This window comes from Pseudoxanthomonas yeongjuensis, from assembly GCF_010093345.1.
GTDB classification, from domain to species: domain Bacteria; phylum Pseudomonadota; class Gammaproteobacteria; order Xanthomonadales; family Xanthomonadaceae; genus Pseudoxanthomonas_A; species Pseudoxanthomonas_A yeongjuensis.
The window spans coordinates 962,356-984,582 of the sequence record NZ_PDWT01000001.1; the positions used below are offsets into that span (position 1 = coordinate 962,356).

20 protein-coding genes are annotated in these 22,227 nt (G+C 65.5%); 5 read left to right on the plus strand and 15 right to left on the minus strand.

Annotated features, from left to right (window positions below; all coding sequences use genetic code 11):
• Positions 1 to 11: 11 nt before the first annotated feature.
• The 6 genes from tpiA to trpB form a co-directional block, all read right to left on the minus strand.
• Complete coding sequence (gene tpiA / locus CSC74_RS04315) at positions 12 to 764, minus strand: triose-phosphate isomerase (RefSeq protein WP_162313157.1); 753 nt, start codon at positions 762 to 764, stop codon at positions 12 to 14.
• Between the two features lie 147 nt (positions 765 to 911).
• Positions 912 to 1,865, minus strand: a complete 954-nt coding sequence (locus CSC74_RS04320) for an isopenicillin N synthase family dioxygenase (RefSeq protein WP_162313158.1) — start codon at positions 1,863 to 1,865, stop codon at positions 912 to 914.
• Between the two features lie 162 nt (positions 1,866 to 2,027).
• A complete protein-coding gene (glmM, locus tag CSC74_RS04325; protein ID WP_162313159.1) occupies positions 2,028 to 3,383 on the minus strand; it encodes a phosphoglucosamine mutase in 1,356 nt (451 codons plus the stop codon).
• Positions 3,380 to 4,276, minus strand: a complete 897-nt coding sequence (gene accD, locus CSC74_RS04330; RefSeq protein WP_162313160.1) for an acetyl-CoA carboxylase, carboxyltransferase subunit beta — start codon at positions 4,274 to 4,276, stop codon at positions 3,380 to 3,382. Before accD ends, glmM begins: the two co-directional genes overlap by 4 nt.
• A gap of 85 nt (positions 4,277 to 4,361) precedes the next feature.
• Positions 4,362 to 5,162 carry a tryptophan synthase subunit alpha gene (gene trpA / locus CSC74_RS04335; protein WP_162313161.1) on the minus strand — a complete coding sequence of 267 codons (801 nt, stop codon included), beginning with the start codon at positions 5,160 to 5,162 and terminating at the stop codon, positions 4,362 to 4,364.
• Positions 5,159 to 6,376 (minus strand): tryptophan synthase subunit beta, encoded by a 1,218-nt coding sequence (trpB, locus tag CSC74_RS04340; protein WP_162313162.1) that lies wholly within the window; start codon positions 6,374 to 6,376, stop codon positions 5,159 to 5,161. Before trpB ends, trpA begins: the two co-directional genes overlap by 4 nt.
• Positions 6,377 to 6,476: 100 nt before the next feature.
• Between trpB and CSC74_RS04345 the strand changes: the two genes are divergently transcribed.
• Positions 6,477 to 7,373 carry a LysR family transcriptional regulator gene (locus CSC74_RS04345; RefSeq protein WP_162313163.1) on the plus strand — a complete coding sequence of 299 codons (897 nt, stop codon included), beginning with the start codon at positions 6,477 to 6,479 and terminating at the stop codon, positions 7,371 to 7,373.
• 9 nt (positions 7,374 to 7,382) lie between these two features.
• Here CSC74_RS04345 and CSC74_RS04350 read toward each other — a convergent pair whose 3' ends face one another.
• The 8 genes from CSC74_RS04350 to prmB all read right to left on the minus strand — a co-directional run bounded on the left by CSC74_RS04350 (position 7,383) and on the right by prmB (position 15,521).
• Entirely contained in the window at positions 7,383 to 8,018 is a 636-nt protein-coding gene (locus CSC74_RS04350) for a phosphoribosylanthranilate isomerase (protein ID WP_162313164.1), read from the minus strand.
• A gap of 207 nt (positions 8,019 to 8,225) precedes the next feature.
• The gene (gene truA, locus CSC74_RS04355) at positions 8,226 to 9,023 is read right to left on the minus strand and encodes a tRNA pseudouridine(38-40) synthase TruA (protein WP_162313165.1); all 798 of its coding nucleotides are present in this window, start codon (positions 9,021 to 9,023) and stop codon (positions 8,226 to 8,228) included.
• A gap of 22 nt (positions 9,024 to 9,045) precedes the next feature.
• Positions 9,046 to 10,779 (minus strand): type IV pilus assembly protein FimV, encoded by a 1,734-nt coding sequence (locus CSC74_RS04360; RefSeq protein WP_162313166.1) that lies wholly within the window; start codon positions 10,777 to 10,779, stop codon positions 9,046 to 9,048.
• An 86-nt stretch (positions 10,780 to 10,865) separates the two neighbouring features.
• Entirely contained in the window at positions 10,866 to 11,894 is a 1,029-nt protein-coding gene (locus CSC74_RS04365) for an aspartate-semialdehyde dehydrogenase (RefSeq protein WP_162313167.1), read from the minus strand.
• 138 nt (positions 11,895 to 12,032) lie between these two features.
• Positions 12,033 to 13,016, minus strand: a complete 984-nt coding sequence (locus tag CSC74_RS04370) for a 2-hydroxyacid dehydrogenase (RefSeq protein ID WP_162313168.1) — start codon at positions 13,014 to 13,016, stop codon at positions 12,033 to 12,035.
• The gene (aroC, locus tag CSC74_RS04375) at positions 13,009 to 14,145 is read right to left on the minus strand and encodes a chorismate synthase (protein WP_162313169.1); all 1,137 of its coding nucleotides are present in this window, start codon (positions 14,143 to 14,145) and stop codon (positions 13,009 to 13,011) included. The genes CSC74_RS04370 and aroC overlap by 8 nt, the downstream gene beginning before the upstream one ends.
• Positions 14,146 to 14,203: 58 nt before the next feature.
• Positions 14,204 to 14,494 (minus strand): GIY-YIG nuclease family protein, encoded by a 291-nt coding sequence (locus CSC74_RS04380; protein ID WP_343037875.1) that lies wholly within the window; start codon positions 14,492 to 14,494, stop codon positions 14,204 to 14,206.
• Between the two features lie 97 nt (positions 14,495 to 14,591).
• Complete coding sequence (prmB, locus tag CSC74_RS04385) at positions 14,592 to 15,521, minus strand: 50S ribosomal protein L3 N(5)-glutamine methyltransferase (RefSeq protein WP_162313170.1); 930 nt, start codon at positions 15,519 to 15,521, stop codon at positions 14,592 to 14,594.
• Positions 15,522 to 15,620: 99 nt separating this feature from the next.
• On the opposite strand from prmB, the gene CSC74_RS04390 reads away from it, so the two are divergent.
• Together CSC74_RS04390 and asd are read left to right on the plus strand one after the other, a co-directional pair.
• A complete protein-coding gene (locus CSC74_RS04390; protein ID WP_162313171.1) occupies positions 15,621 to 16,274 on the plus strand; it encodes an SCO family protein in 654 nt (217 codons plus the stop codon).
• On the plus strand, positions 16,271 to 17,125 hold the full coding sequence (asd, locus tag CSC74_RS04395; protein WP_162313172.1) for an archaetidylserine decarboxylase: 855 nt from the start codon (positions 16,271 to 16,273) through the stop codon (positions 17,123 to 17,125). Before CSC74_RS04390 ends, asd begins: the two co-directional genes overlap by 4 nt.
• 160 nt (positions 17,126 to 17,285) lie before the next feature.
• Here asd and CSC74_RS04400 read toward each other — a convergent pair whose 3' ends face one another.
• Positions 17,286 to 18,857 (minus strand): transglycosylase SLT domain-containing protein, encoded by a 1,572-nt coding sequence (locus CSC74_RS04400; RefSeq protein WP_162313173.1) that lies wholly within the window; start codon positions 18,855 to 18,857, stop codon positions 17,286 to 17,288.
• Between the two features lie 136 nt (positions 18,858 to 18,993).
• Here CSC74_RS04400 and CSC74_RS04405 point away from each other — a divergent pair, with 136 nt between their 5' ends.
• A complete protein-coding gene (locus CSC74_RS04405; RefSeq protein WP_162313174.1) occupies positions 18,994 to 20,499 on the plus strand; it encodes a helicase HerA-like domain-containing protein in 1,506 nt (501 codons plus the stop codon).
• A 169-nt stretch (positions 20,500 to 20,668) separates the two neighbouring features.
• Positions 20,669 to 21,895, plus strand: coding sequence for a hypothetical protein (locus tag CSC74_RS04410; protein ID WP_162313175.1), 1,227 nt, complete (start codon positions 20,669 to 20,671; stop codon positions 21,893 to 21,895).
• Positions 21,896 to 22,227: the final 332 nt, after the last annotated feature.

The window sequence follows — 22,227 nt, forward strand, 5'->3', positions numbered from 1 at the left end:
CAGTGTCGTGGTCAGCCCGCCGCTGCCCGGGCGATGGCCAGGAAGTCGCCAGCGACCAGGGAGGCGCCGCCGACCAGCCCACCATCGACATCGGCTTGCGCGAACAGTTCCGCGGCGTTGTCGGGCTTGACGCTTCCGCCATACAGCAGCGGCAGCGAGTCGGCGATTCTAGCATCGCGGCCCTTGACCACGCCACGGATGAAGGCATGCACCGCCTGCGCCTGCTCCGGACTGGCGGTGCGGCCGGTGCCGATGGCCCAGACCGGTTCATAGGCCACCACCGCCCCGGCGAAGGCCTCCACCCCGACCAGATCCAGTACCGGCTCCAGCTGGGCCGAGATCACGGCCTCGGTCTGTCCGGCCTCGCGCTGCTCCAGGGTTTCGCCAACGCAAAGGATGGGAACGAGCCCGGCATTCTTCGCCGCCCGGAACTTCGCGGCCACCAGTTCGCTGCTTTCGGCATGGTACTGGCGGCGTTCGGAATGGCCGACCAGGCCATAGCGCGCACCCACGTCCACCAGCATGGCCGCGGAAACCTCGCCGGTGTAGGCGCCCTTTTCGTTGCTGCTGACATCCTGCGCGCCGAAGGAGATAGCGTGGCGCTCGAAGTCCTCGATCAGGTCGCCCAGGTAGGGCAACGGCGGCAACACGACCATCTCGACCCCTTCAAGGGGTAGGCCGGCCACCAGCTCCGCCACCAGCCGGGTGGCGAAATCGCGGCTGCCGTGCAGCTTCCAGTTTCCGGCTACGATCTTGCGGCGCATCGTTTTTTTCCTGTCGGGCCTGCCTCGGAGGCCGCAAAGGATAGCCGATACCCCTCCCCGACCCCAGCCGACAGATAGCTTCCTGGTTTCCGGCGCCTCCGTTGGCCACTTTCTTCGGATCGAATCCGGACGGGCCCGGCCACGAGGTTACTTGAGCTTGATCTCGCGCAGGCGTTCTTCCAGATAGCCCTGCGCGGTGATCGGCTCGGGATAACGCTTGGGGTTTTCCGCGCTGATCGTGGAAGGCAGCACGTCGATCAGGAAATCCGGGTTCGGGTGCAGGAAGAACGGCACCGAATAGCGCGGCTTGCGCGCCTGTTCGCCCGGCGGGTTGGTGACCCGATGGGTGGTGGACGGATACACGTGATTGGTCAGGCGCTGCAGCATGTCGCCGATGTTGACCACGATGGTGTCGGCATCGGAAGTGAACGGCACCCACTCGCCCTGCTTGGACTTCACTTCCAGGCCCGCCGCGCTGGCGCCGACCAGCAGGGTGATCAGGTTGATGTCCTCGTGCGCACCGGCGCGCACGTTGGGGATATCGTCGGCGGTGATCGGCGGATAATGGATCGGGCGCAGGATGGAATTGCCGGAATCGGTCTTGTCGGCGAAATAGTTCTCCGGCAATTGCAGATGGAGGGCCAGCGCCGACAGCACGCGCGAACCGAGCTGGTCGAGCGCTTCGTACAGGCCATAGCCATGCTCGCGGAAACCCGGCACCTCGTCCGGCCACAGGTTGGGCGGCATCACCCCGGCGTACTTCGAATCGCGCGGAATCTCGCGGCCGATATGCCAGAACTCCTTCAGGTCGAAGTGCTTGGAATCCTTCGCCGTTTCCACCCCGAACGGGGTGTAGCCGCGCGCGCCGCCGCTGCCGGGCACGTGGTACTTGAGCTTGGTTTCATCAGGCAGGGCGAAGAAATTCCTGAACACCTCGTAGGCGGCATCGATCGCCGGTTGCGGGATGCCGTGGTTGCGGATGCCGGCGAAACCCCACTCGCGATAAGCGGCGCCGAGTTCGGCCACGAAGGCCTCGCGGTCGCGGCTGTCCGACGGATTGCTGAAGCGGGTGATGTCGAGGGTGGGGATTCTTGCTGTCATGCGAAGGCTCTGGTTTGTTTGTTCCCTTCTCCCACCGGGAGAAGGTGCCCAACGGGCGGATGAGGGAATGTGCTCTCAGATCGCCGAACAATGCCGATACGGATGACTCCCTCCCTCATCCGGCGCTACGCGCCACCTTCTCCCGGCGGGAGAAGGAAAGCTTCATGCAACCGCACGCACCGCATCGGCCAGCTTGTCCAACGTGTTCTGCATCAAGACATCGTCATCAGCTTCCACGGTAACCCGCACCACCGGCTCGGTACCGGAAGGTCGCAGGAAAGCGCGGCCACGACCGGCGACCGCGGCCTGCGCTTCGGCCAGTGCGGCTTTCACGCTTTCGGCTTCGGTAGGCTTGGCGCCGTTGGCTAGTCGCACGTTGATGGTTTTCTGCGGCACCATCACCAGCCCGGCCAGCGCCTCGCGCAACGACCTGCCGGTGCGGCTCAGCACCTCCAGCACCTGCAGCGCGCTGATGATGCCGTCGCCGGTGCTGGTGCGGTCCAGGCACATCAGGTGCCCCGAAGCTTCGCCGCCGAGGATGCCCTGCCCTTCGACCAGGGCCTGGTGGACGTAACGGTCGCCGACCTTGGCCCGCTGGAACGCGATGCCGGCCTCGGCGAAGGCGCGTTCCAGGCCGTAATTGCTCATCAGGGTACCGACCACGGGCCCGCGCAGGCGCCCGCTTTGCTTCCAGTCGTTGGCCAGCACGTAGATCAGGCCGTCGCCATCGACGATGCCGCCATCGCCATCCACGAACAGGACCCGGTCGCCATCGCCGTCGAAGGCGATGCCGAGGGCCGCGCCCGATTCGCGCACGCGCGCCGCCAGCGCTTCCGGATGGGTGGAACCGACGCCATCGTTGATGTTCACGCCATTGGGTTCGGCGCCCATCGCTTCCACGCGCGCGCCGAGTTCGCGCAGCACGATCGGGCCGACCTGGTAGGTGGCGCCATTGGCGCAATCGACCACGATGCGCATGCCGCCAAGATCGAACAGGCGCGGCACCGAATTCTTGCAGGCCTCGACATAGCGGCCGATCGCATCGCGGGTGCGTACCGCCTTGCCCAGTTGTTCCGAAGGCACGGTACTGAAGGGCTGTTCCAGCGCCGCTTCGATGGCGAGCTCGGCGGCGTCGTCGAGCTTTTCGCCCTGCGCCGAGAAGAACTTGATGCCGTTGTCGTAGTGCGGGTTGTGCGAAGCGGAGATCACGATGCCGCCGTCGGCAAGCAGCGAGTGGGTCATGTGCGACACCGCCGGGGTCGGCATCGGCCCCATCAGCTCCACGTCGACACCGGCCGCGACCAGCCCGGCCTCCAGTGCGGCCTCGAACATGTAGTTGGAAATGCGCGTGTCCTTGCCGATGATCACCCGCGGCTTGCGCCAGTCGCCCGCACTGCGCACCGAAGCGCGCAGCGCGTGGCCGTAGGCGTTGCCCAGGCGCAGCATGAAATCGGCCGAAACCGGGCCTTCGCCCACGCGTCCGCGGATGCCATCGGTGCCGAAATACTTGCGGCTCATGCGGCCTCCACCAGCGGGCTGTCGCCCGGCTTGGATTGCCTCATCATCAGCGCCAGCAGGTCGGCGAGCCGGTCGCGCATCTCGCGGCGGTCGCAGATCTGGTCGATCGCGCCATGCTCGACCAGGAACTCGGAACGCTGGAAGCCTTCCGGCAGGGTTTCGCGCACGGTCTGCTCGATCACGCGCGGGCCGGCGAAGCCGATCAACGCCTCGGGCTCGGCCAGGTTGATGTCGCCGAGCATGGCGAACGAGGCCGAGACGCCACCGGTGGTCGGATGGGTCATGACCGAAATGTAAGGCAGGCCGGCTTCACGCAGGCGGCCGAGCGCCGCCGAAGTCTTGGCCATCTGCATCAACGAGAACAGGCCTTCCTGCATGCGTGCGCCGCCACTGGCGGAGAAGCATACGAACGGGGAGCCGATCTCGAGCGCGCGCTCCGCGCCCAGGGCGAAACGTTCGCCGACGACCGAGCCCATCGACCCGCCCATGAAGGCGAAATCGAACGCGGCGGCGACCAGCGGGCGCTCCTTCAATTGCCCCTGCAACACGACCAGGGCATCGCGCTCGCCGGTCGACTTCTGCGAAGCCTTGATCCGATCGGCGTATTTCTTCTGGTCCTTGAACTTCAAGGCATCCACCGGACCCAGCGCGGCGCCGACTTCCTGCAGGTTGCCGGCATCGAACAATGCGGTCAGTCGCGCCCGCGCGCGGATCGCCATGTGGAAGTTGCACTTGGGGCAGACCTCCAGGTTCTCTTCCAGTTCGGGACGGTAAAGAACGGAGCCGCAGCGCTCGCATTTCTCCCACAGGCCTTCCGGCACGCTGCGCTTGTTCTTGTTGGTCCCCGCCTGGGTGCGGATGCCCGACGGCATCAATTTGCTAAGCCAGCTCATGCGTTTGCCATAGTGTTTGCGATGCCCCGTTCAGTTTCGGCGCTGGAATCAGCCTGAGAGTTTAGCCCAGCCGCCGTTTTTGGGTTCAGGCATCCAGCGCCTGGCGCAACGGCACCAGGAAGGCCGCAGCCCGCGACGCCGCCTCTTCCGGGGTCGCGGCGTCCGCCAGGCAAGCTACCAGCGCACTGCCGACCACCACGCCATCGGCCTCGACTGCCATGGCCGCGGCGCTGGCCGCGTCCTTGATGCCGAAGCCGGCCACCACCGGCACCCGTGACTGCGCGCGCAGGTCGTGCAGGCGCAGACCCGCCGCCTGAGTATCCAGATGACCGGCACCGGTGACCCCGGCAAAGCTCACGTAGTACAGGTACCCCTGCGCGGAGCCGCAAAGCATGGCCATGCGCTCGGGCGTGGTGGTGGGCGATGCCAGTGCGATCAGGTCCAGGCCCTGGCGGGTGAATGTTTCGCGCGTCTCCGCGGCTTCCTCGGGCGGCAGGTCGACCAGCAGGATGCCGTCCACGCCGGCCTGCACGGCTTCCTCGGCAAAACGCTGGTTGCCATGGATCTCGACCGGGTTCAGATAGCCCATCAGCACCACCGGGGTATCGGCATCGCGCTGGCGGAATTCACTGACCACCTGCAGCACATAGCGCAGGCCCGCACCACGCCGCAGCGCCTGTTCGGAACTGCGCTGGATGACCGGGCCGTCGGCCATGGGATCAGAGAACGGAACGCCGAGCTCGATCACGTCAGCGCCGGCTTCGACCAGTGCGTGCATCACCGGTACGGTGGCTTCCAGCGAGGGATCGCCGGCAGTGATGAAGGGGATCAGGGCCTTGCGGCGGGTGGATTCAAGCTGGGAAAAACGCTGGGCAATCCGGCTCACAGCTCGAAGCCCTCGCGCGCGGCGATGGTATGCACGTCCTTGTCGCCACGTCCCGACAGGTTGCACAGCACCAGTGCGTCCTTCGGCAGATCGCGCGCGAGCTTGATCGCCTGGGCCACGGCGTGGCTGGATTCCAGCGCCGCCAGGATGCCTTCGGTGCGCGCCAGCGTGTGGAACGCCGCAAGCGCTTCGTCGTCGGTGACGCCGACGTACTGCGCACGCCCGGCATCGCTGAGGAAGGAATGTTCCGGTCCTACGCCCGGGTAATCCAGGCCGGCGGAAACCGAATGGGTCTCGATGATCTGGCCATCATCGTCGCAGATCACGTAGGTGCGGTTGCCATGGAGCACGCCCGGCCGGCCAGCGGCGATGGACGCGGCATGGCGACCGGTGTCGATGCCGTCGCCCGCCGCTTCGGCACCGACGATCTTCACCTCGGCATCATTGAGGAAAGCATGGAACAAGCCGATGGCGTTGCTGCCACCACCGACGCAGGCGGTGATGACATCCGGCAGGCGGCCGTAGTCGGCCAGCATCTGCGCACGCGCCTCGCGCCCGACCACGGCGTTGAAATCGCGGACCATGCGCGGATACGGATCCGGGCCGGCGACCGTGCCGATGATGTAGAACGTGTCGCGCACGTTGGTCACCCAGTCGCGCATGGCTTCGTTCAAGGCATCCTTCAAGGTCTGCGAACCCGAGGTCACCGGCACCACGGTCGCACCCAGCAGTTTCATCCGGTAGACGTTGATCTTCTGCCGCTCGATATCGGTGGCGCCCATATAGACCACGCATTCCAGGCCCAGGCGCGCGGCCACGGTGGCGCTGGCCACGCCGTGCTGGCCGGCACCGGTCTCGGCGATGATCCGGGTCTTGCCCATGCGGCTGGCCAGCAGGGCCTGGCCGATGGTGTTGTTGATCTTGTGCGCGCCGGTGTGGTTCAGGTCCTCGCGCTTGAGCAGGATGCGGGCGCCGCCGACTTCCTTCGACAGACGCTCCGCTTCGTAGATCGGACTGGGCCGGCCGACGTAGTGCTTCAGGTCTTTCTCGAACTCGGCGATGAAGGCCGGGTCCACGCGCGCCGCGTCGTAGGCAGCCGCGAGTTCCTGCAACGGACCGATCAGGGTTTCGGCGACGAATCGACCGCCGTAGCGCCCGAAGTGGCCGTTGGCGTCCGGATAAGCGTGGTAGTCGGAAATGCGGGCTTGGTTCATGGCGTGATCAACGGAGCACATCGGGGCCAGCACTTTAACGCACACAAAATCCGCCATAAAGCTATAAAATATCAATGACACGTCAGTAAAACTCACCTATATGAGCAGAATACTGCCCTCGCTCAATGCCCTGCACGCCTTCGAGGCCGCCGCCCGCCTTGAAAGCGTGACCCGCGCGGCGGGCGAGCTGCATGTCACCCATGGCGCGGTGAGTCGTCAGATAAAGGCGCTGGAAGGTGAGCTGGGCAAAGCCTTGTTCGCGCGCCAGGGCCGCGGCCTGACCCTGACCCCTGCCGGCCTGCGCCTGCGCGACGCGGCCGGCCAGGCCTTCCAGCAACTGGAGGAAACCTGGTCGGATCTGCGTCGCGACAGTGCGCCTTCGGCACTGGTGTTGGGTTGCCCGGGCAGCGTGCTGGCCCGCTGGGTTATTCCGCGCCTGCCACGCCTGGGGCGGGAACTGCCGGAACTGAACCTGCATCTGGTCGTCCACGAAGGCGAATTCGACACGCGCCTGAGCGGCCTGGATGCTGCGTTGTTGCTTGCCGAGCCGCCCTTTGCCGAAGGATGGGAGGTACATGAACTGGCCACCGAAAGGATTGGTCCGGTGGTGAGTCCGCGCTATGCGGGCTTCGACTCGCTGCGCGATCAGCCGCCTGCGGCATTGCTGGGCGAAGCATTGCTGCATACCAGCTCGCGACCGCAGGCGTGGCCGGCGTGGGCGTCAAGTAATGGCCTGCAAGCGGACAGCCTGGGCTTCGGCACGGGTTTCGAACACCTTTACTACCTGCTGGAAGCGGCGGTGGCCGGACTGGGCGTGGCGATCGCGCCGCAACCACTGGTCAGCGAGGATATCGAGTCAGGACGTCTGGCGGCGCCATGGGGTTTCGTGGAAGCGCCAGCGCGATGGGTACTCTGCGCCCGCCGTAACGAGGCCGATGCGCGCACCACCCAGCTGGCCGAATGGCTGCGGCGCGAACTGACCGGCGATGCGCCGTGATGCAAACGCTCAATCGGGCCGCGCGTCGGCGCGCCGGGTCTCGTCCAGGAACAGGCGCATGCGATCGGGGCTCTTTATTCCGGGCGCCGATTCGATGCCGCTGGATACATCCACGCCCCAGGGGCGTGCCGTGCGAATAGCAGTCGCCACGTTTTCGCTGCTCAGGCCACCCGCCAGAAAGAACGGTTTTTCGAGCTGCGGCACGCGTTTCCAGTCGAAGCGCTGGCCACTGCCTCCTTGCTCGCCCCTGGCGTGGCCGTCTAGCAAGTAGCCGTAAGCGGAAGGAAATTCAGCGGCCCGCACAGACGCGTCTTCGTCTTCGCTGGCCATGGCGATGGCTTTGAGGAAAGGCAGGCCGAACCCGGCGCAATAGGCGTCGGTTTCGCCGCCATGGAACTGCAGCAGATCCGGCCGCACGTTTTCGATCAGCGCTTCGATTTCTGCGAGCGTGTTGTCCATCACCAGAGCGACGACCGCTATTTCTTCCGGCACCAGTTCACGCAGCATGCGCGCCTGCCCCAGCAGCAACTTGCGCGGACTCCGCGGCGCGAATACCAGGCCGACGTAGTCCACGCCCAGCTCCACTGCCAGGCGCACGTCTTCGGCGCGGGTCAGGCCGCAGAATTTGATCCGGGTATGGGTCATAGGAGCAGGAGCGAGAAACGAGTGGAGAGAAACGAGGAACGAGTATTTGTCATTCCAGCGCGCATTGGAATTCATTTTTACTTTTGTATTTCTACGCACTATAGACAAACAGGGAAAAGGGAAAGTCAAAATGGATGACCCCCCTTCGCTGTTATAAGGCGCTTTCGGCGTTCGCCGGGATGACGAACACTCTTTCCTCGTTTCTCCCTACTCGTTTCTCGCCCCCTCCGTCACTTCCCCCGGCAGCCCCCACAACGCCGGATACAGCGGCCCCAGGAACACCAGCCCATCCGCGGGCGCCGTCGGTCCCGCCAGCGTGCGGTCGCAACCTGCGAGCAGTTCTGCGATCCAGGCTTGCGGCCGCTCTCCCCGGCCCACCATCAGCAGTGAACCGACGATGTTGCGGACCATGTGGTGCAGGAACGCGTTGGCCTGCACTTCGACGATCACCTGTTCGCCTTCGCGCACGATGGAAATCGCCTGCAGGTCGCGCACCGCGTGCGGGGCCTGGCAATGCACGGTGCGGAAGGCGTTGAAGTCGTTTTCGCCGAGCAGCGCCTGCGCCGCGCGATGCATGGCGTCGGCGTCCAGCGGCAGGCGTTCCCAGCTTAGCTGCTCCCGGCCCAGGGCCGGGCGCACCGCGCGGTTGAGGATGCGATAGCGGTAACGCCGCGCACGTGCGGAAAAACGCGCGTTGAAGTCTTCCGCCACCGGCAAGCACCAGCGCACGCACACCGAAGGCGGCAGGCGCGTGGTCGTGCCCAGGCTCCAACTGCGCGGCGTGCGCGGTGCGTCGCTGTCGAAGTGCACCACCTGGCATTGCGCATGCACCCCGGCATCGGTGCGGCCGGCGCAGACGACCTGGACCGGCATCGCGGCGACCGAAGACAAGGCGTCCTCCAGCGTGGCCTGCACGGTCGGTTCGCCGGGCTGCCCATGCGGACTGAGCCGTTGCCAGCCGCGGAAATCGCTACCGTCGTACTCGACGCCCAACGCGTACCGCATCAGCAGCGTTTCATTGCTAAGGTCAGCCGATCTCGCGCAGCAGCTGCGTCGCTTCGTTGCGCGCGACGGCATCGCCGCCGGCGACCACTTCGTTGAGCAGGTCGCGCGCGGTCTCCAGGTCGCCCAGGTCCAGGTAGGCGATGGCCAGCTCCAGGCGCTCGCGTCCCGCCGGCGCGGCGTTCAATGGCGCCACGTTCAGGCCGCCATCGCCGGTATGCCAGGTGGGATTGATCGCGGCCGTGGTCCAGGCCTGCGGAGCCGGGGTGGGAGTTGCCGCGAATCCGGGCTGGTCATCGTCTTCGGCGAGCGTCGCCGGAATTTCGTCTTCTTCCTGGGCTTCGAGGGTTGCATCCACGGTCGCGGCGGCTTCCTCGCGCGCGCTTCCGGCCGCCGGCATCGCCGCGGCCAACGCCGCGCTGTCGTAGCCGGAACGCTTGGGGGCGACCGCCACCGACGGCTTGCGGCGGCTGATCAGCCAGCCCACCACCAGGCCGGCCACCAGCAGGCCCAGCCCGGCCCACATCCACAACGGCTGCGAAGCATCGCCCTGCGACTTGGCCAGGCGCTGCTGCGCGGCGGCCAGTTCGCTGTCCTTCATCGCGATCAGCTTGCCCTGCTGCTGCTTGATGCTTTCCAGTTCGGCGACCTGGGCGCGCAGTTCCTGCACTTCCGATTCGCGCGCCGCCAGCTCTTCCTTGGTCAGCGTCAATTGTTGGTTCGCCAGCATGTCACCCTCGCCTTCGGCATCGATGCCGGATTGTGTTCCCGCCCGGGTCGCCGCACTGGCGGCGGGCGGTGCGATCTCGAGCCTGGCCTCGGCGACCTTCGAAGCCGTGGCCGGCGCGCGCGTGGGCGCCGGGGCGGCCATCGATTCGACCGGTTGCGGGATCGGCCTGCGCGCCTGGCGCCATTCGGCCATCTGCTCGCGGACCAGTGCGGCGGCTTCGGACCTGCCAAGCTGCGCCTGTTCCGCCGACTGCGGTACGCGCAGCACCGCACCCTGCTTCAGGCGGTTGATGTTGCCGTTGATGAACGCCTCGGGATTGGCCCGCAGCAGCGCCAGCATGGTCTGGTCCAGGCTGTAATCCTGGCCCAGGTCGCGGGCGATCTGCGACAGGGTCTGTCCGCGTTGCACTTCGATCCGGCCATTGATGGCAGCCGGGACCACGGGCGTCGGGGCCGGTGCGGCCGGGACAGCAGCGGGCGCTGGGGCAGCGGGAGCGGGAGCGGGAATTTCAGCCGGAGGAGCAACCGGCTCGCCCGCAATGGCGGCTTCCGGTTCGCGAATGATGGTGTTGGAAGGCGGCGGCAACGGCGCTTCGATGATCGGCTGGCTGGCCGCGGCCAAGGCACCGGGCGTATCCACCAGCGCCGAATATTCGCGCACCAGGCGGCCCTGGCCCCAATCCACTTCGATCAGGAAATTGAGCGCCGCGACCTGCACCGGCTCCTGGCTGGTGACCCGCACGACCGCACGGCCATCGTCGCTCAGGCCCACGGCGAAGCTGAGGTTGTTGATCAGGCCTTCCGGCCGCGCCAGGCCCACGCGTTCGAAGGTGACCGGCGAAGCCAGGCGTACCTGCAGCTGTTCCAGTTCGCCCGGTTCGCTGGAGATGATCGGGATTTCCGCCACCAGCGGCTGGCCGGGCTGCGATTTGACCCGGATTTCGCCCAAGCCGAGGGCCATGGCCGCGCCACTGAGCAGCAGCAGCGCCACGCCGGCCAACCCGCGCAGGCCCCATGAACGGAATTTCATCCCGCCCTGCCTCATCACCATGTCGCAGCCTGTGTCATGGGCATTCCCCTTTCCTCGCGGTGCCGAATATAGCCCTAGCGGTCCGATTATGCCGACTCCGCCGCGACCAGTTCGGCCACCTGCACCGCGTTAAGGGCCGCGCCCTTGCGGATGTTGTCCGAGACCACCCACAGGTTGACCGCGCGCGGATGCGAGAAATCCTCGCGGATCCGGCCCACGTAGACCGGGTCGGTGCCGGAGGCATGGGTGACCGGGGTCGGATAACCGCCGGCGACCCGTTCGTCCACCACTTCCACGCCCGGCGCGGACTCCAGCAGGCTGCGCACGTCGGCCGCGCTGATCTTGGTCTTGGTTTCCACGTTGACCGCCTCGGAGTGGCCGTAGAACACCGGTACCCGCACCGCGGTCGGGTTCACCTGGATGCTGTCGTCGCCGAGGATCTTGCGGGTCTCCCAGACCAGCTTCATCTCTTCCTTGGTGTAGCCGTTGTCCTGGAAGTCGTCGATATGCGGGATCAGGTTGAAGGCGATCTGCACCGGGAAGCGCTGCGGATCGATCTCCTGGAAATTGAGCAACTGGCCGGTCTGCTTGCCCAGTTCCTCCAGCGCCGAGCGGCCGCCGCCGGACACCGACTGGTAGGTGGCCACGTTGATGCGCTCGATGCCGACCGCGCGATGGATCGGCGCCAGCGCCACCAGCAGTTGCATGGTCGAGCAATTGGGATTGGCGATGATCCCGCGCGGGCGGTTCTTCGCCGCTTCCGGATTCACTTCGCTAACCACCAGCGGCACATCGTCGTCGTAACGGAAGGCCGAGGAGTTGTCGATCACCACCGCGCCGGCTGCGGCGAATTTCGGCGCGTATTCTTTCGAGATGCCGCCGCCCGCGGAAAACAGGGCGATATCGACGCCGGTCGGGTCGAAGGTGGCCAGGTCCTGCACGTTGACCTTGCGCCCGCCGAAATCGACATCGGCGCCCGCCGAGCGTGCGCTGGCCAGGGCGACCAGTTCGCTGATCGGGAATTTGCGCTCGGCCAGGATCGACAGCATGACTTCGCCGACGGCGCCGGTGGCGCCAACGACCGCGACTTTGAAGCTTCGGGGCTGGTTGCTCATTTCTTCTTCGACAGGTGGGGGTGGGGTTTCGTGTAGGAGCGGGCCTTGCCCGCGATGCTCTTACGCGATCTGGCCGAAAGGCATCGCGCCCAAGGGGCGCTCCTACGTGGACGTTGAAGGATAACGGAACGCGGGCGCTTACGCGCCGATCTGATTCGGCGGCGAACCCGCATCCGGTCCGAAGCCCATCGCCGCGATCAAATTATCCACCGCCAGCGACACCATCGCCCGTCGGGTCGCCAGGCTGCCGCTGGCGATATGCGGGGTCAGGACCACGTTGCGCAGCGCCAGCAACCGCGGATCCACCGCGGGCTCGCCTTCGAATACATCCAGTCCCGCCGCCGCCAGCCTGCCATTGCCCAGCGCATCGGCCAACGCGCCTTCATCGACGATGCCGCCGCGGGCGATGTTCACCAGCGTGGCGGTAGGTTTCATCTGCAACAGTGCGCGTGCATCGATCAGATGGTGGTTTTCCTTCGAGTAAGGCAGCACCAGCACCAGGTGATCGGCCTGGGCAAGCAGCGCGTCGAAACCGACGTATGAGGCACGTGTCTGGCGCTCGACGGCTTCCGGCAGGCGGCTGCGGTTGTGGTACAGCACCTTCATGTCGAACCCGGACGCGCGCCGGGCGATGCCCTGCCCGATCCGGCCCATGCCCAGGATGCCCAGGGTGCTGCCATGCAGGTCTGCGCCGAGCAGGTTCTGGAACGACCATTGCCGCCAGTGCCCTTCGCGCAGCCAGCGCTCGGCCTCGGTGATGCGGCGCGCGGTGGCCATCAGCAGGGCGAAACCGAAATCGGCGGTGGTCTCGGTCAGCACGTCCGGTGTGTTGGTGGCGATGATCCCCGCCGCCGACAGTGCCGGGACATCGAGGTTGTTGTAGCCGACGCCGACATTGGCGATCGCCCGCAGCCGCTGCGCACCTGCGATCTGTTCGCTACCGATGCGCTCGTTGAGGGTGATCAGCGCGCCATCGACTTCGGCGAGCGCGGCTGAAACCTGTTGCGGGGTGTATTCGGAGACTTGCGACGTCGAAACGACTTCGAAATATTCCCCCAGCCTGGCGATGACGTCATCGAACAGGGGTTGCGACACCCAGACGCGCGGGCGCGATTCAGCCATGGCCGCTGTCTGCGGGCGCGTTGCCGGGAATCAACGGAACGACCGGACCGACATCGCCGCACTGGGCACGGTGGCGCAGGGCCTGGTCGATCAGCACCAGCGCCATCATCGCCTCGGCGATCGGGGTGGCGCGGATGCCGACGCAGGGATCGTGGCGGCCGGTGGTGATCACTTCGGTCGCGTTGCCTTCGATGTCCACCGTATTGCCCGGCAGGCGCAGGCTGGAAGTCGGTTTCAACACGATCGAGGCGGTGACCTGCTGGCCGGTGGAAATGCCGCCGAGGATGCCGCCGGCATGGTTGGAGAGGAAACCGTCCGGGGAGATCTCGTCACGATGCCCGGTGCCTTTCTGCGCCACCGCGGCGAAACCGTCGCCGATCTCCACGCCCTTGACCGCGTTGATGCTCATCAGCGCCGCCGCCAGTTCGCCGTCGAGCTTGCCGTAGATCGGCTCGCCCCAGCCGGGCGGCACGCCATCGGCGACCACGTTGACCCGCGCGCCGACCGAATCGCCGGATTTGCGCAACGCGTCCATGTAGCTTTCCAGCACCGGCACCTGTTCGGCCGAGGGCCAGAAGAACGGATTGTCCTCGACCGCGTTCCAGTCGAAGCCCTGCGGAGTGATTTCGCCCAGCTGCGACAGATAACCGCGCACGTGCACGCCGTGATGCAGCGCCAGCCATTTCTTGGCGATCACCGCCGCGGCCACGCGCATGGTGGTCTCACGTGCCGAGGAGCGCCCGCCACCACGCGGGTCGCGGATGCCGTATTTCTGCCAGTAGGTGTAGTCGGCGTGGCCGGGACGGAACTGGTCGGCGATCCTGCCGTAGTCCTTGCTGCGCGCGTCGGTGTTGCGGATCAGCAGGGCGATGGGCGTGCCTGTGGTCCTGCCCTCGTACACGCCGCTGAGGATTTCCACTTCATCGGCTTCGTGCCGTGCCGAGGTATGCCGCGACTTGCCGGTGGCGCGACGATCCAGGTCGTGGCGGAATTCTTCCACCGCGATCTCCAGTCCAGGCGGGCAACCATCGATCACGCAGCCGATAGCGGGGCCGTGTGATTCGCCGAAGGTGGTGACGCGGAACAGATGGCCGAAGGTATTCACTTGCTTGCCTTTTTTGCTCGTCATTCCCGCGAAGGCGGGAATCGCTCTTCGCTCTACTGCTTTTTACGTTGAGACCAGAACCCTACCCAACAATGTCATCCCACAAATCCCGCCACTCCGGATTGAACTCCTGCACCAGCCGCAACTTCCATTCGCGGTTCCACTTTTTCAGCTGCTTCTCGCGAAGGATTGCCGACTCCATCGTGCCGTGCAACTCGTACCAGGCGAGCATCGTCACGTTGTAACGTCTGGTGAAGCCTTCGACGATATGCTCGCGGTGTTGCCAGGTACGGGCGACCAGGTCGCTGGTGACGCCGATGTATAACGTCCCTCGTTTCCCGGTTGCAAGCATGTAGACGGCGGGCTGTTTCACGAGCAACTCACAGGTCACCCGAAAGTCAAAAGCAGGAGCGATTCCCGCCTTCGCGGGAATGACGACCTTACTCTTTCATGCCCGCGCACTTACTTTTTCAGCCTCGCGCATTCGCCAATTCGCGGATCCGCGGGTGGTGCACGATCAGCTCCGCGCATTCGACCGCGAAGATGCCCATCTGCCCGACCTTGAACTCGATCCAGGCGAACTCGACGTCCGGCAGCAGCTTCACCAGCGCGTGTTCGGATTCGCCGACCTCGCAGATCAGCAGGCCGTCCTGACTCAGGTGCAGCGGCGCGTCGCGCAGGATCTTCAGCACCAGGTCCAGGCCATCGTCGCCGGCGCGCAGGCCCAGTTCCGGCTCGTAGGAATATTCCTGCGGCAGCGCGTCGGTTTCCGCATCGGTCACGTACGGCGGATTGGTGACGATCAGCTGGTAATGCTCGCCCGAGAGGCCGGCGAACAGGTCCGACTTGAAGAAACGCACGTTGTCGGCGTGCAGGCGCGCCTTGTTTTCGGCCGCCAGGGCCAGCGCATCGTCGCTGAGGTCCACGCCGTCCACGTGCCAGTCCGGGTGGTAGTGGCCCATGGCGATGGCGATGCAGCCCGAACCGGTGCACAGGTCCAGCGCGCGGCGCACCTCGCGGCCGCCCAGCCACGGCTCGAAGCCGCTCTCGATCAACTCGGCGATCGGCGAACGCGGCACCAGCGCGCGGGTGTCGCTCTTGAAGTTGAGGCCCGCGAACCAGGCTTCGCCGGTCAGGTAGGCGACCGGCACGCGCTCCTCGATGCGCCGCTCGAACAAGGCCAGGATCTCGGCCTTCTCCGCCGTGGTCACCCGCGCCTGGCCATAGGCCGGGCCCAGATCGGGTGGCAGATGCAGGGTGTGCAGGACCAGGTGCGTGGCTTCGTCCAGCGCGTTGTCGTAGCTGTGCCCGAAGGTCAGGTCGGAGGCGTTGAAACGGCTGGCGCCGTAGCGGATCAAGTCGATGATCGTATGCAGTTCGGCGGCCGGGTCGGCAGTCATGGCAAGGCTTTCGCAGGGTCGGCCCCGGATTATAGGGGGCGTGAAGCGGATGCGCCGGTATCATGGGCGCTTGCCAAGACGGATTGCCCGGATCACCCCATGTTCAACCGCAGAATCGGCTTCATCCTCGTCATCGCCCTGGCCGCCGGCCTGGGCCTGCTCGCCGCCCAGAAGTATTTCGGGAGCACTGCCAGCAGCCCGCGCTGGCCGGAAACGAAGAGCATCACGATGTTCCCGCAGGCGCGCGCCCTGCCCGCCTTCTCCCTGCGCCAGTCCGATGGCACGCAGTTGGCCTCAGGCGAATTGAACGGGCACTGGACCCTGGTGTTCCTGGGCTTCACCTACTGCCCGGACGTGTGCCCGACCACCCTGGCCGAATTGGCCCAGGCCCAGAACCAGTGGAAGTCGCTGCCCGACAGCACCCGCCCGCGCGTGCTGTTCGTGTCGGTCGACCCGGAGCGCGACACCCCCACCCGGATCGGCGAATACGCCCACGCCTTCCATGCCGATACGCTGGCGGCGACCGCCGACGTGCCTACCCTGGAGAATTTCGCCAGGTCGATGATGTTCGTGTTCCAGAAGATGCCGGGGAAGAATTTCGACCAGAATCCCGACGACTACACGATGGATCATTCGGCGAATATCGCCGTACTCGACCCGCAGGGACGCATGGTCGGCTTCATCAAGCCCCCCTTCCAGCCCAAGGCCATCGCCGACGACATGACTGCCCTGACCAGGGCCTCGATGCAATGAGTCTGGTCACCCGCCTGACTTACCTGCTGCCGCATCGGCTGGCGTCCTCGCTGGCACGGCGACTGGCGTATTCGCCCTCGCCGCGGACCAAGCAATGGCTGATCGACACGGTGACCCGCAAGTTCGGCGTCGACCTGGGCGAAGCCGCGCAGCCGGACCCGACCGCCTACCCGACCTTCAATGCCTTCTTCACCCGCGCGCTGAAACCGGGCGCGCGCCTCGCCGACCCGGACCCGCGCACCCTGCTGATGCCCGCCGACGGCCGCATCAGCCAGTGCGGTCCGATCCGGTCCGGACGCATTTTCCAGGCCAAGGGCCGTTCGTTCACCGCAGCCGAACTGCTGGGCGATGCGGAAGCCGCCAAACCTTTCGAGAACGGCCTGTTCGCCACCGTGTACCTGTCGCCGAAGGACTATCACCGCGTGCATATGCCGTGGACCGGCACCCTGCGCGAAACGGTGCATGTGCCAGGCCGGCTTTTCAGCGTAGGCACGGCCGCGGTGGCGACAGTCCCGCGCCTGTTCGCGCGCAACGAACGCCTGGTCTGCCATTTCGACACCAGCTTCGGGCCGATGGCCTCGGTGATGGTCGGCGCGCTGTTGGTATCCGGCGTGGAAACGGTGTGGAGCGGCGTGGAAATCCCGCGCTACGGCGATGCGATCACGCGCAAGGACTGGCGTGGGAAGGGAATCGTTTTGGAACGCTTCGCGGAGATGGCCCGTTTCAACTACGGCTCGACGGTGATCGTGCTGCTGCCGCCGGGGGTGGCGGAGCTTTCACTGGAGTTGGTTGCAGAAGCTCCGGTACGACTCGGGCAAGCCTTGGCCCGGCGCATTCCAGGCACTGTCTGACCGCAAGCCCCAGGCGCGTTGCGACGCGCTCATTGCCATCAGTTCCCTGTTTTCGCGCGGCGCGGCCCGGATTCCAGCTTCTGTGGGAGGGGCTTCAGCCCCGACGCTTTAATCACCAAAGCAGTCGGGGCTGAAGCCCCTCCCACATTCGTGGCTACTGCTACTTCTTGCACCCCTGCAACTTGATCTCCTGCCCAGGCCGCACGCTATAGCCTGGCGCCTTCAATCCGTTCGCCTTCGCCAGCTGCTTCATGTCGCAATCGAACTTCCGCGAAATCTTGCCCAGGTTATCGCCGCGCGCCACCCGGTAATCGCGCACCTGCTGGGCCTTGGGCTTGGCCGGCTTGGGTTCGCCGGTGGCCACGGTGGTGGGCACGCCGGGCACGGGGGTGACGTCGCCGACCGCAACGCTGCCGGCCAAGGGCGAACGGGTGATCGCAGACTCCACGTTCGCCGCGATCAGGGTCCGGGCCAGGTCGGCGCGCGGGCCATTGACGCAATTGCGCGCATACAGGCTGGCGATCTTGGTGGTGCCCTTGAGCATGGTGTTGGCGGGAATCCAGCCATCGGCCTCGTAACGCGGATTGAGGTTGCGCAGCGCGCGCATATAGCCGTCGCGGGTGCCGCCATTGCCCAGGCAGATGGTCAGCTCATAGATGGAAGCGGCTCTGGCCAGCCTGAACGAGGCCGGCTGCGCGTCGACTTTCGGAAAGGTCAGCCCGTACTGCTTGGGATGCAGGAACAGCCACGCCGCCGCGATCACCATCGGCACGTAGTCCTTGGTTTCGCCGGGGAACTGGTTGTAGACCACCTCGTCCCAGAAACTGCGGCCGGCGAACTGGTTGTAGACGCGCTGGGCCCTGCCCTCGCCGCCGTTGTAGGCGGCCAGCGCCAGTTCGATGTTGTTGTTGAGCGCGCCCATGCGCTCGTTGATGTAGTCGGCGCTGGCCATGCCCACCGCCTGCGGATCGAAGCGGGTATCGAAACCGGTGCCATCCGGACCCAGGCCGAAGCGGCGGCCGGTGGCCGGCATGAACTGCATCAGGCCGGCGGCGCCGGCTCGTGAGCTGGCGTGGACACGGCCGTTGGATTCCTTGGCCATGATCCCGAACAGCAGCGCTTCGGGCAGTCCATCCCGCTGCCACGACGGCCACATCGACGGACGCACGTACTGGTAATTTTCGTAACTGGTGATCAGCGACACGCGCATGTCGGTCAGCCAGCGGCGGATGCCGGCCTGCACCGCCGGGTTGTATTCCACCATCCGGTCGAAGGCGTGGCGCTGGTCGTTGAGCAGCGCGGCGGCGCGCTCGGCTTCCGGCAGGTTCGCCACCACCACGGCATGGTCGGTGCCGTCGTCGAGCAGGTCGACCTCGGCATCTTCCTCGGAAGCGGAGGATTCCGCATCGACGTTCTGCTTGAGCAGGCGCTTGTACGCGGTCAGCAGGGTATGCATCTGGCAACCGCGCTGTTTGGTGCAGGCGTCCAGTACGTCTTCCATGTCCTCCAGCGCCGCGTCGCCTTCGGTGCTGCCCTTGGGATCGCTGTTGGCGCTCAGCACCAGCGCGGCCCGGTAGCGCTTCTCGGCCGCCTCCATGCGCTGGTTGAGGGCTTCCGCGGCTTGCTGGTCGCGTGCGGAGACGCGCTGGGCCAGGACGGAAGGAGTGATGAACAGAAGCGGCAGCGCTGCCAGCAACGGCCAGGCGCGGGAAAGGAAAATCCGGGAAGGCATCAGCGGATACGACTACAGGAAAAAGGCAGGTTAGCCTCGCGACGCTGCATGGGGCAAGGTTGACAAGCGCCGCCATTGCCCTGAGCGACAGGTTCAACCGCTAGAATCCCCGCTCCACTTCATCATCAGGAACGACATGGATCCCATCCTGCTAGGCAAAGGCATCACCGACGAGGTCGCGGTCACGCTTCTGCCCAAATTCGGCAACCGCCATGGACTGGTCGCCGGCGCCACCGGCACCGGCAAGACCGTGACCCTGATGACCCTGGCCGAAGGTTTCTCGAAGCTGGGCGTGCCGGTATTCATGGCCGACGTGAAGGGCGATGTGTCCGGCCTGGCCGTGGCCGGCGACGGCAATGAAAAGATCCTGCAGCGTGCCAGGGACCTCGGCGTCGCCGACTACGCGCCCGGCGCCAGCCCGGTGATCTTCTGGGACCTGTACGGCAAGAAGGGCCACCCCGTGCGGACCACGGTCAGCGAAATAGGCTCGCTGCTGCTGGCCCGCATCCTGGAACTGAACGACACCCAGAGCGGCGTGCTCGACATCGTGTTCAAGCTGGCCGACGACCGCGGCCTGCTGCTGCTGGACCTGGACGACCTGCGCGCCCTGCTCGCCCTGGTCGCCGACGAACGCAAGGACATCGCCACCGAATACGGCCTGGTCAGCACCGCCTCGGTCGGCGCGATCCAGCGCTCGCTGCTGCGCCTGGCCCAGAACGGCGGCGAAGGCTTCTTCGGCGAACCGGCGCTGGAACTGGCCGACCTGATGCGCACCACCACCGATGGACGCGGGGTGATCGGCATCCTCGCCGCCGACCAGTTGGTCCTCAATCCGCGCTTGTATTCCAGCTTCCTGCTGTGGCTGCTCTCGGAACTGTTCGAGCAGTTGCCGGAAGTCGGCGACCTGGACAAGCCCAAGCTGGTGTTCGTGTTCGACGAAGCGCACCTGCTGTTCGACGATTCCCCGCCGGCGCTGGTACAGCGCGTGGAACAGGTGGTGCGGCTGATCCGTTCCAAGGGCGTGGGCGTGTATTTCTGCTCGCAGTTCCCCGACGACGTGCCCGACAACATCCTCGGCCAGCTCGGCAACCGCGTGCAGCACGCGTTGCGCGCGTTCACCCCGCGCGACCAGAAGGCGGTGCGCACCGCCGCTGAAACCTTCGTACCCAACCCCAAGCTCGACGTAGCCGAAGCCATCTCCAAGCTGGGCACCGGCGAGGCGCTGGTCTCCACCCTGCAGGACAAGGGCGTGCCGATGCCGGTGCAGCAGACCCTGATCGCACCGCCGCGTTGCCGCATGGGCTCGATCAGCGATGCCGAACGCGCCCAGGTGCGTGCCGGCAGCCCGGTGGGCGCGAAATACGACAACGCCATCGACCGCGAATCGGCCTCGGAAATGCTGGCCAAACGCGCCGAAACCGCGGCGGAGAAAGCCGAAGCGCCGCCGGCCAAGACCCGCGCGCAGGACGACAGCCAGGAAGGCGGCTTCGGCCAGTCGGTGAAGGACGCGGTGTTCGGCACCAAGCGCCGCCAGGGCATGGTCGAGACCATGGCCAAGCAGACCGCGCGCACGGTCGGCAACCAGGTCGGCCGGCAGATATTGCGCGGCCTGCTTGGCGGCATCTTCGGCGGAAAGCGCTGATATACGCTGGATATGACCCAGGGAATATCCGTCGAGAAGTGACCGCCCGGGCAAGTCGCTTCTGGCCGGAAATCCACAACACACACAACTCTTGGACCCGTCGACTCCCTGCTAGTATGCAGGGCGAGCAGGCAGCTCGAACCCATTACATTAAGGAGGATGTAGTTTCATGAAAATTGAAGCAGTGGTTATCGGATTACTCGCTTGCACGATTTCCCCGTCGAATGCGCAGGGGCACCCCGCCACCAACGGCGCATCGGCCGACGATCGGAACACCCCCGACGGAGTCCTCCAGGTTGCGGGCATCGAGCAACCGCGGAATCAGGACGGCAATCCCGTACCGAAGCGCAGGAAATGGCGGCTGAGCAAAGCCGAAAAGGCCGCCGAAAAACAAGAGCAGGCGAGGCAGGCGCTGCTTGATGCCACCGACATGCTTTTCCTGGGCGCGCTTTCTTCGGGGAAGTCCATCGTTGTGACCACAACGATCAACCTGGACAGCAAGTATGTCGGACCAGACGCGGTGACGGAAAACAACGCGATGTATGTGACCAGCAAATCCGGCATATTCATAACCGACCTGACCTCGACAAGCGAATGGAAAAACACGCAGGTTTCCGGAGCCACCTTCAAGGTCGGCAATGAGGCCCAGGCCGAGAAAATAGGGTTGGAAGGCTCGTTCTACCGATTCGCCTCGGGCGGCACGCTGTACCAGGTCTATATCGTGGAGCCTGGCGTCTATTCGCTCTCCGGCAGCAGCTATGAAGTACGCCGCATGAAAGCGCCGCCCGTCGGCGGCGGCAGTCCAGCCGGGAGGCCGGGCCTGGGGCGAGTGACTTTCCTGGAAACAAAAAACTCCGAGTACGAACGGGGCCAGGAATGGCGCGGCGAGCAGTACACGACCGAAACCGTCCAGAGCAGTTATTGCAACCTGGTCATTGCCGGATCCGACCAGTGCGTGTCGTGGGGGACGAGGACCGACGAGGTGCCACGACAGACACGCGCGGCGGGTTATTACCCAACGATAGAGGAATACAAGGTCGACGGAGTGACAGCCACTGCAAGGCTTTCGAAGAACTTCGCCTCCTTCACTGTCGGTCCCGGGGAAGCCGTATTGGTGGACGGGTTGTTCGCGGCGTATCCCGTGATGAATTTCGACGATGGCTCCTGCCAGCGCATCGACGCTAACAAGGTCGATTGCGAGATCACCGATTACGCCTTGACCCGCATGCCGGCTTCCATCGAAGAGGTCAGGAAAAACAATCCTGCAGCCAGGGGCTATCCGAGGTTGGCCCAGGTTCTTTCCACGATTCAATACCGCCCCCTGGATATCCTGGCAAAACCGGAGTCTTCCAAAACCGAAGGGGCGCAGAGTTATGTTTTATCGGCTGGAGAATGAGATTCAGGGAGCGTCTGCAACAATCCGACCCCTTCCGGTCAGCCGCGCTCTACTCGCTCCACGGCACTCGCTGTGCATTCTCGACGGCAAGCGAGAGACGACCAATGAGAGCATGCATGCCGCTCCTGGCAACGGCGTTATTGGGCGTAGCACAATCCGCCTACGCCCGGAGCGCGACCGAGAACGGCGGTTATGGGCCGATCGCGCGGTCCAAGGAGCGCCTGCCTGATTCTCGACAAGGAAAATGGTGGACCGGAGATGTTCGGCTTCCGCGTCGGCGATGCCGCGAACCAACTGTCGCTGGATGGAGGCGACTGCACCGCGGCCGATGG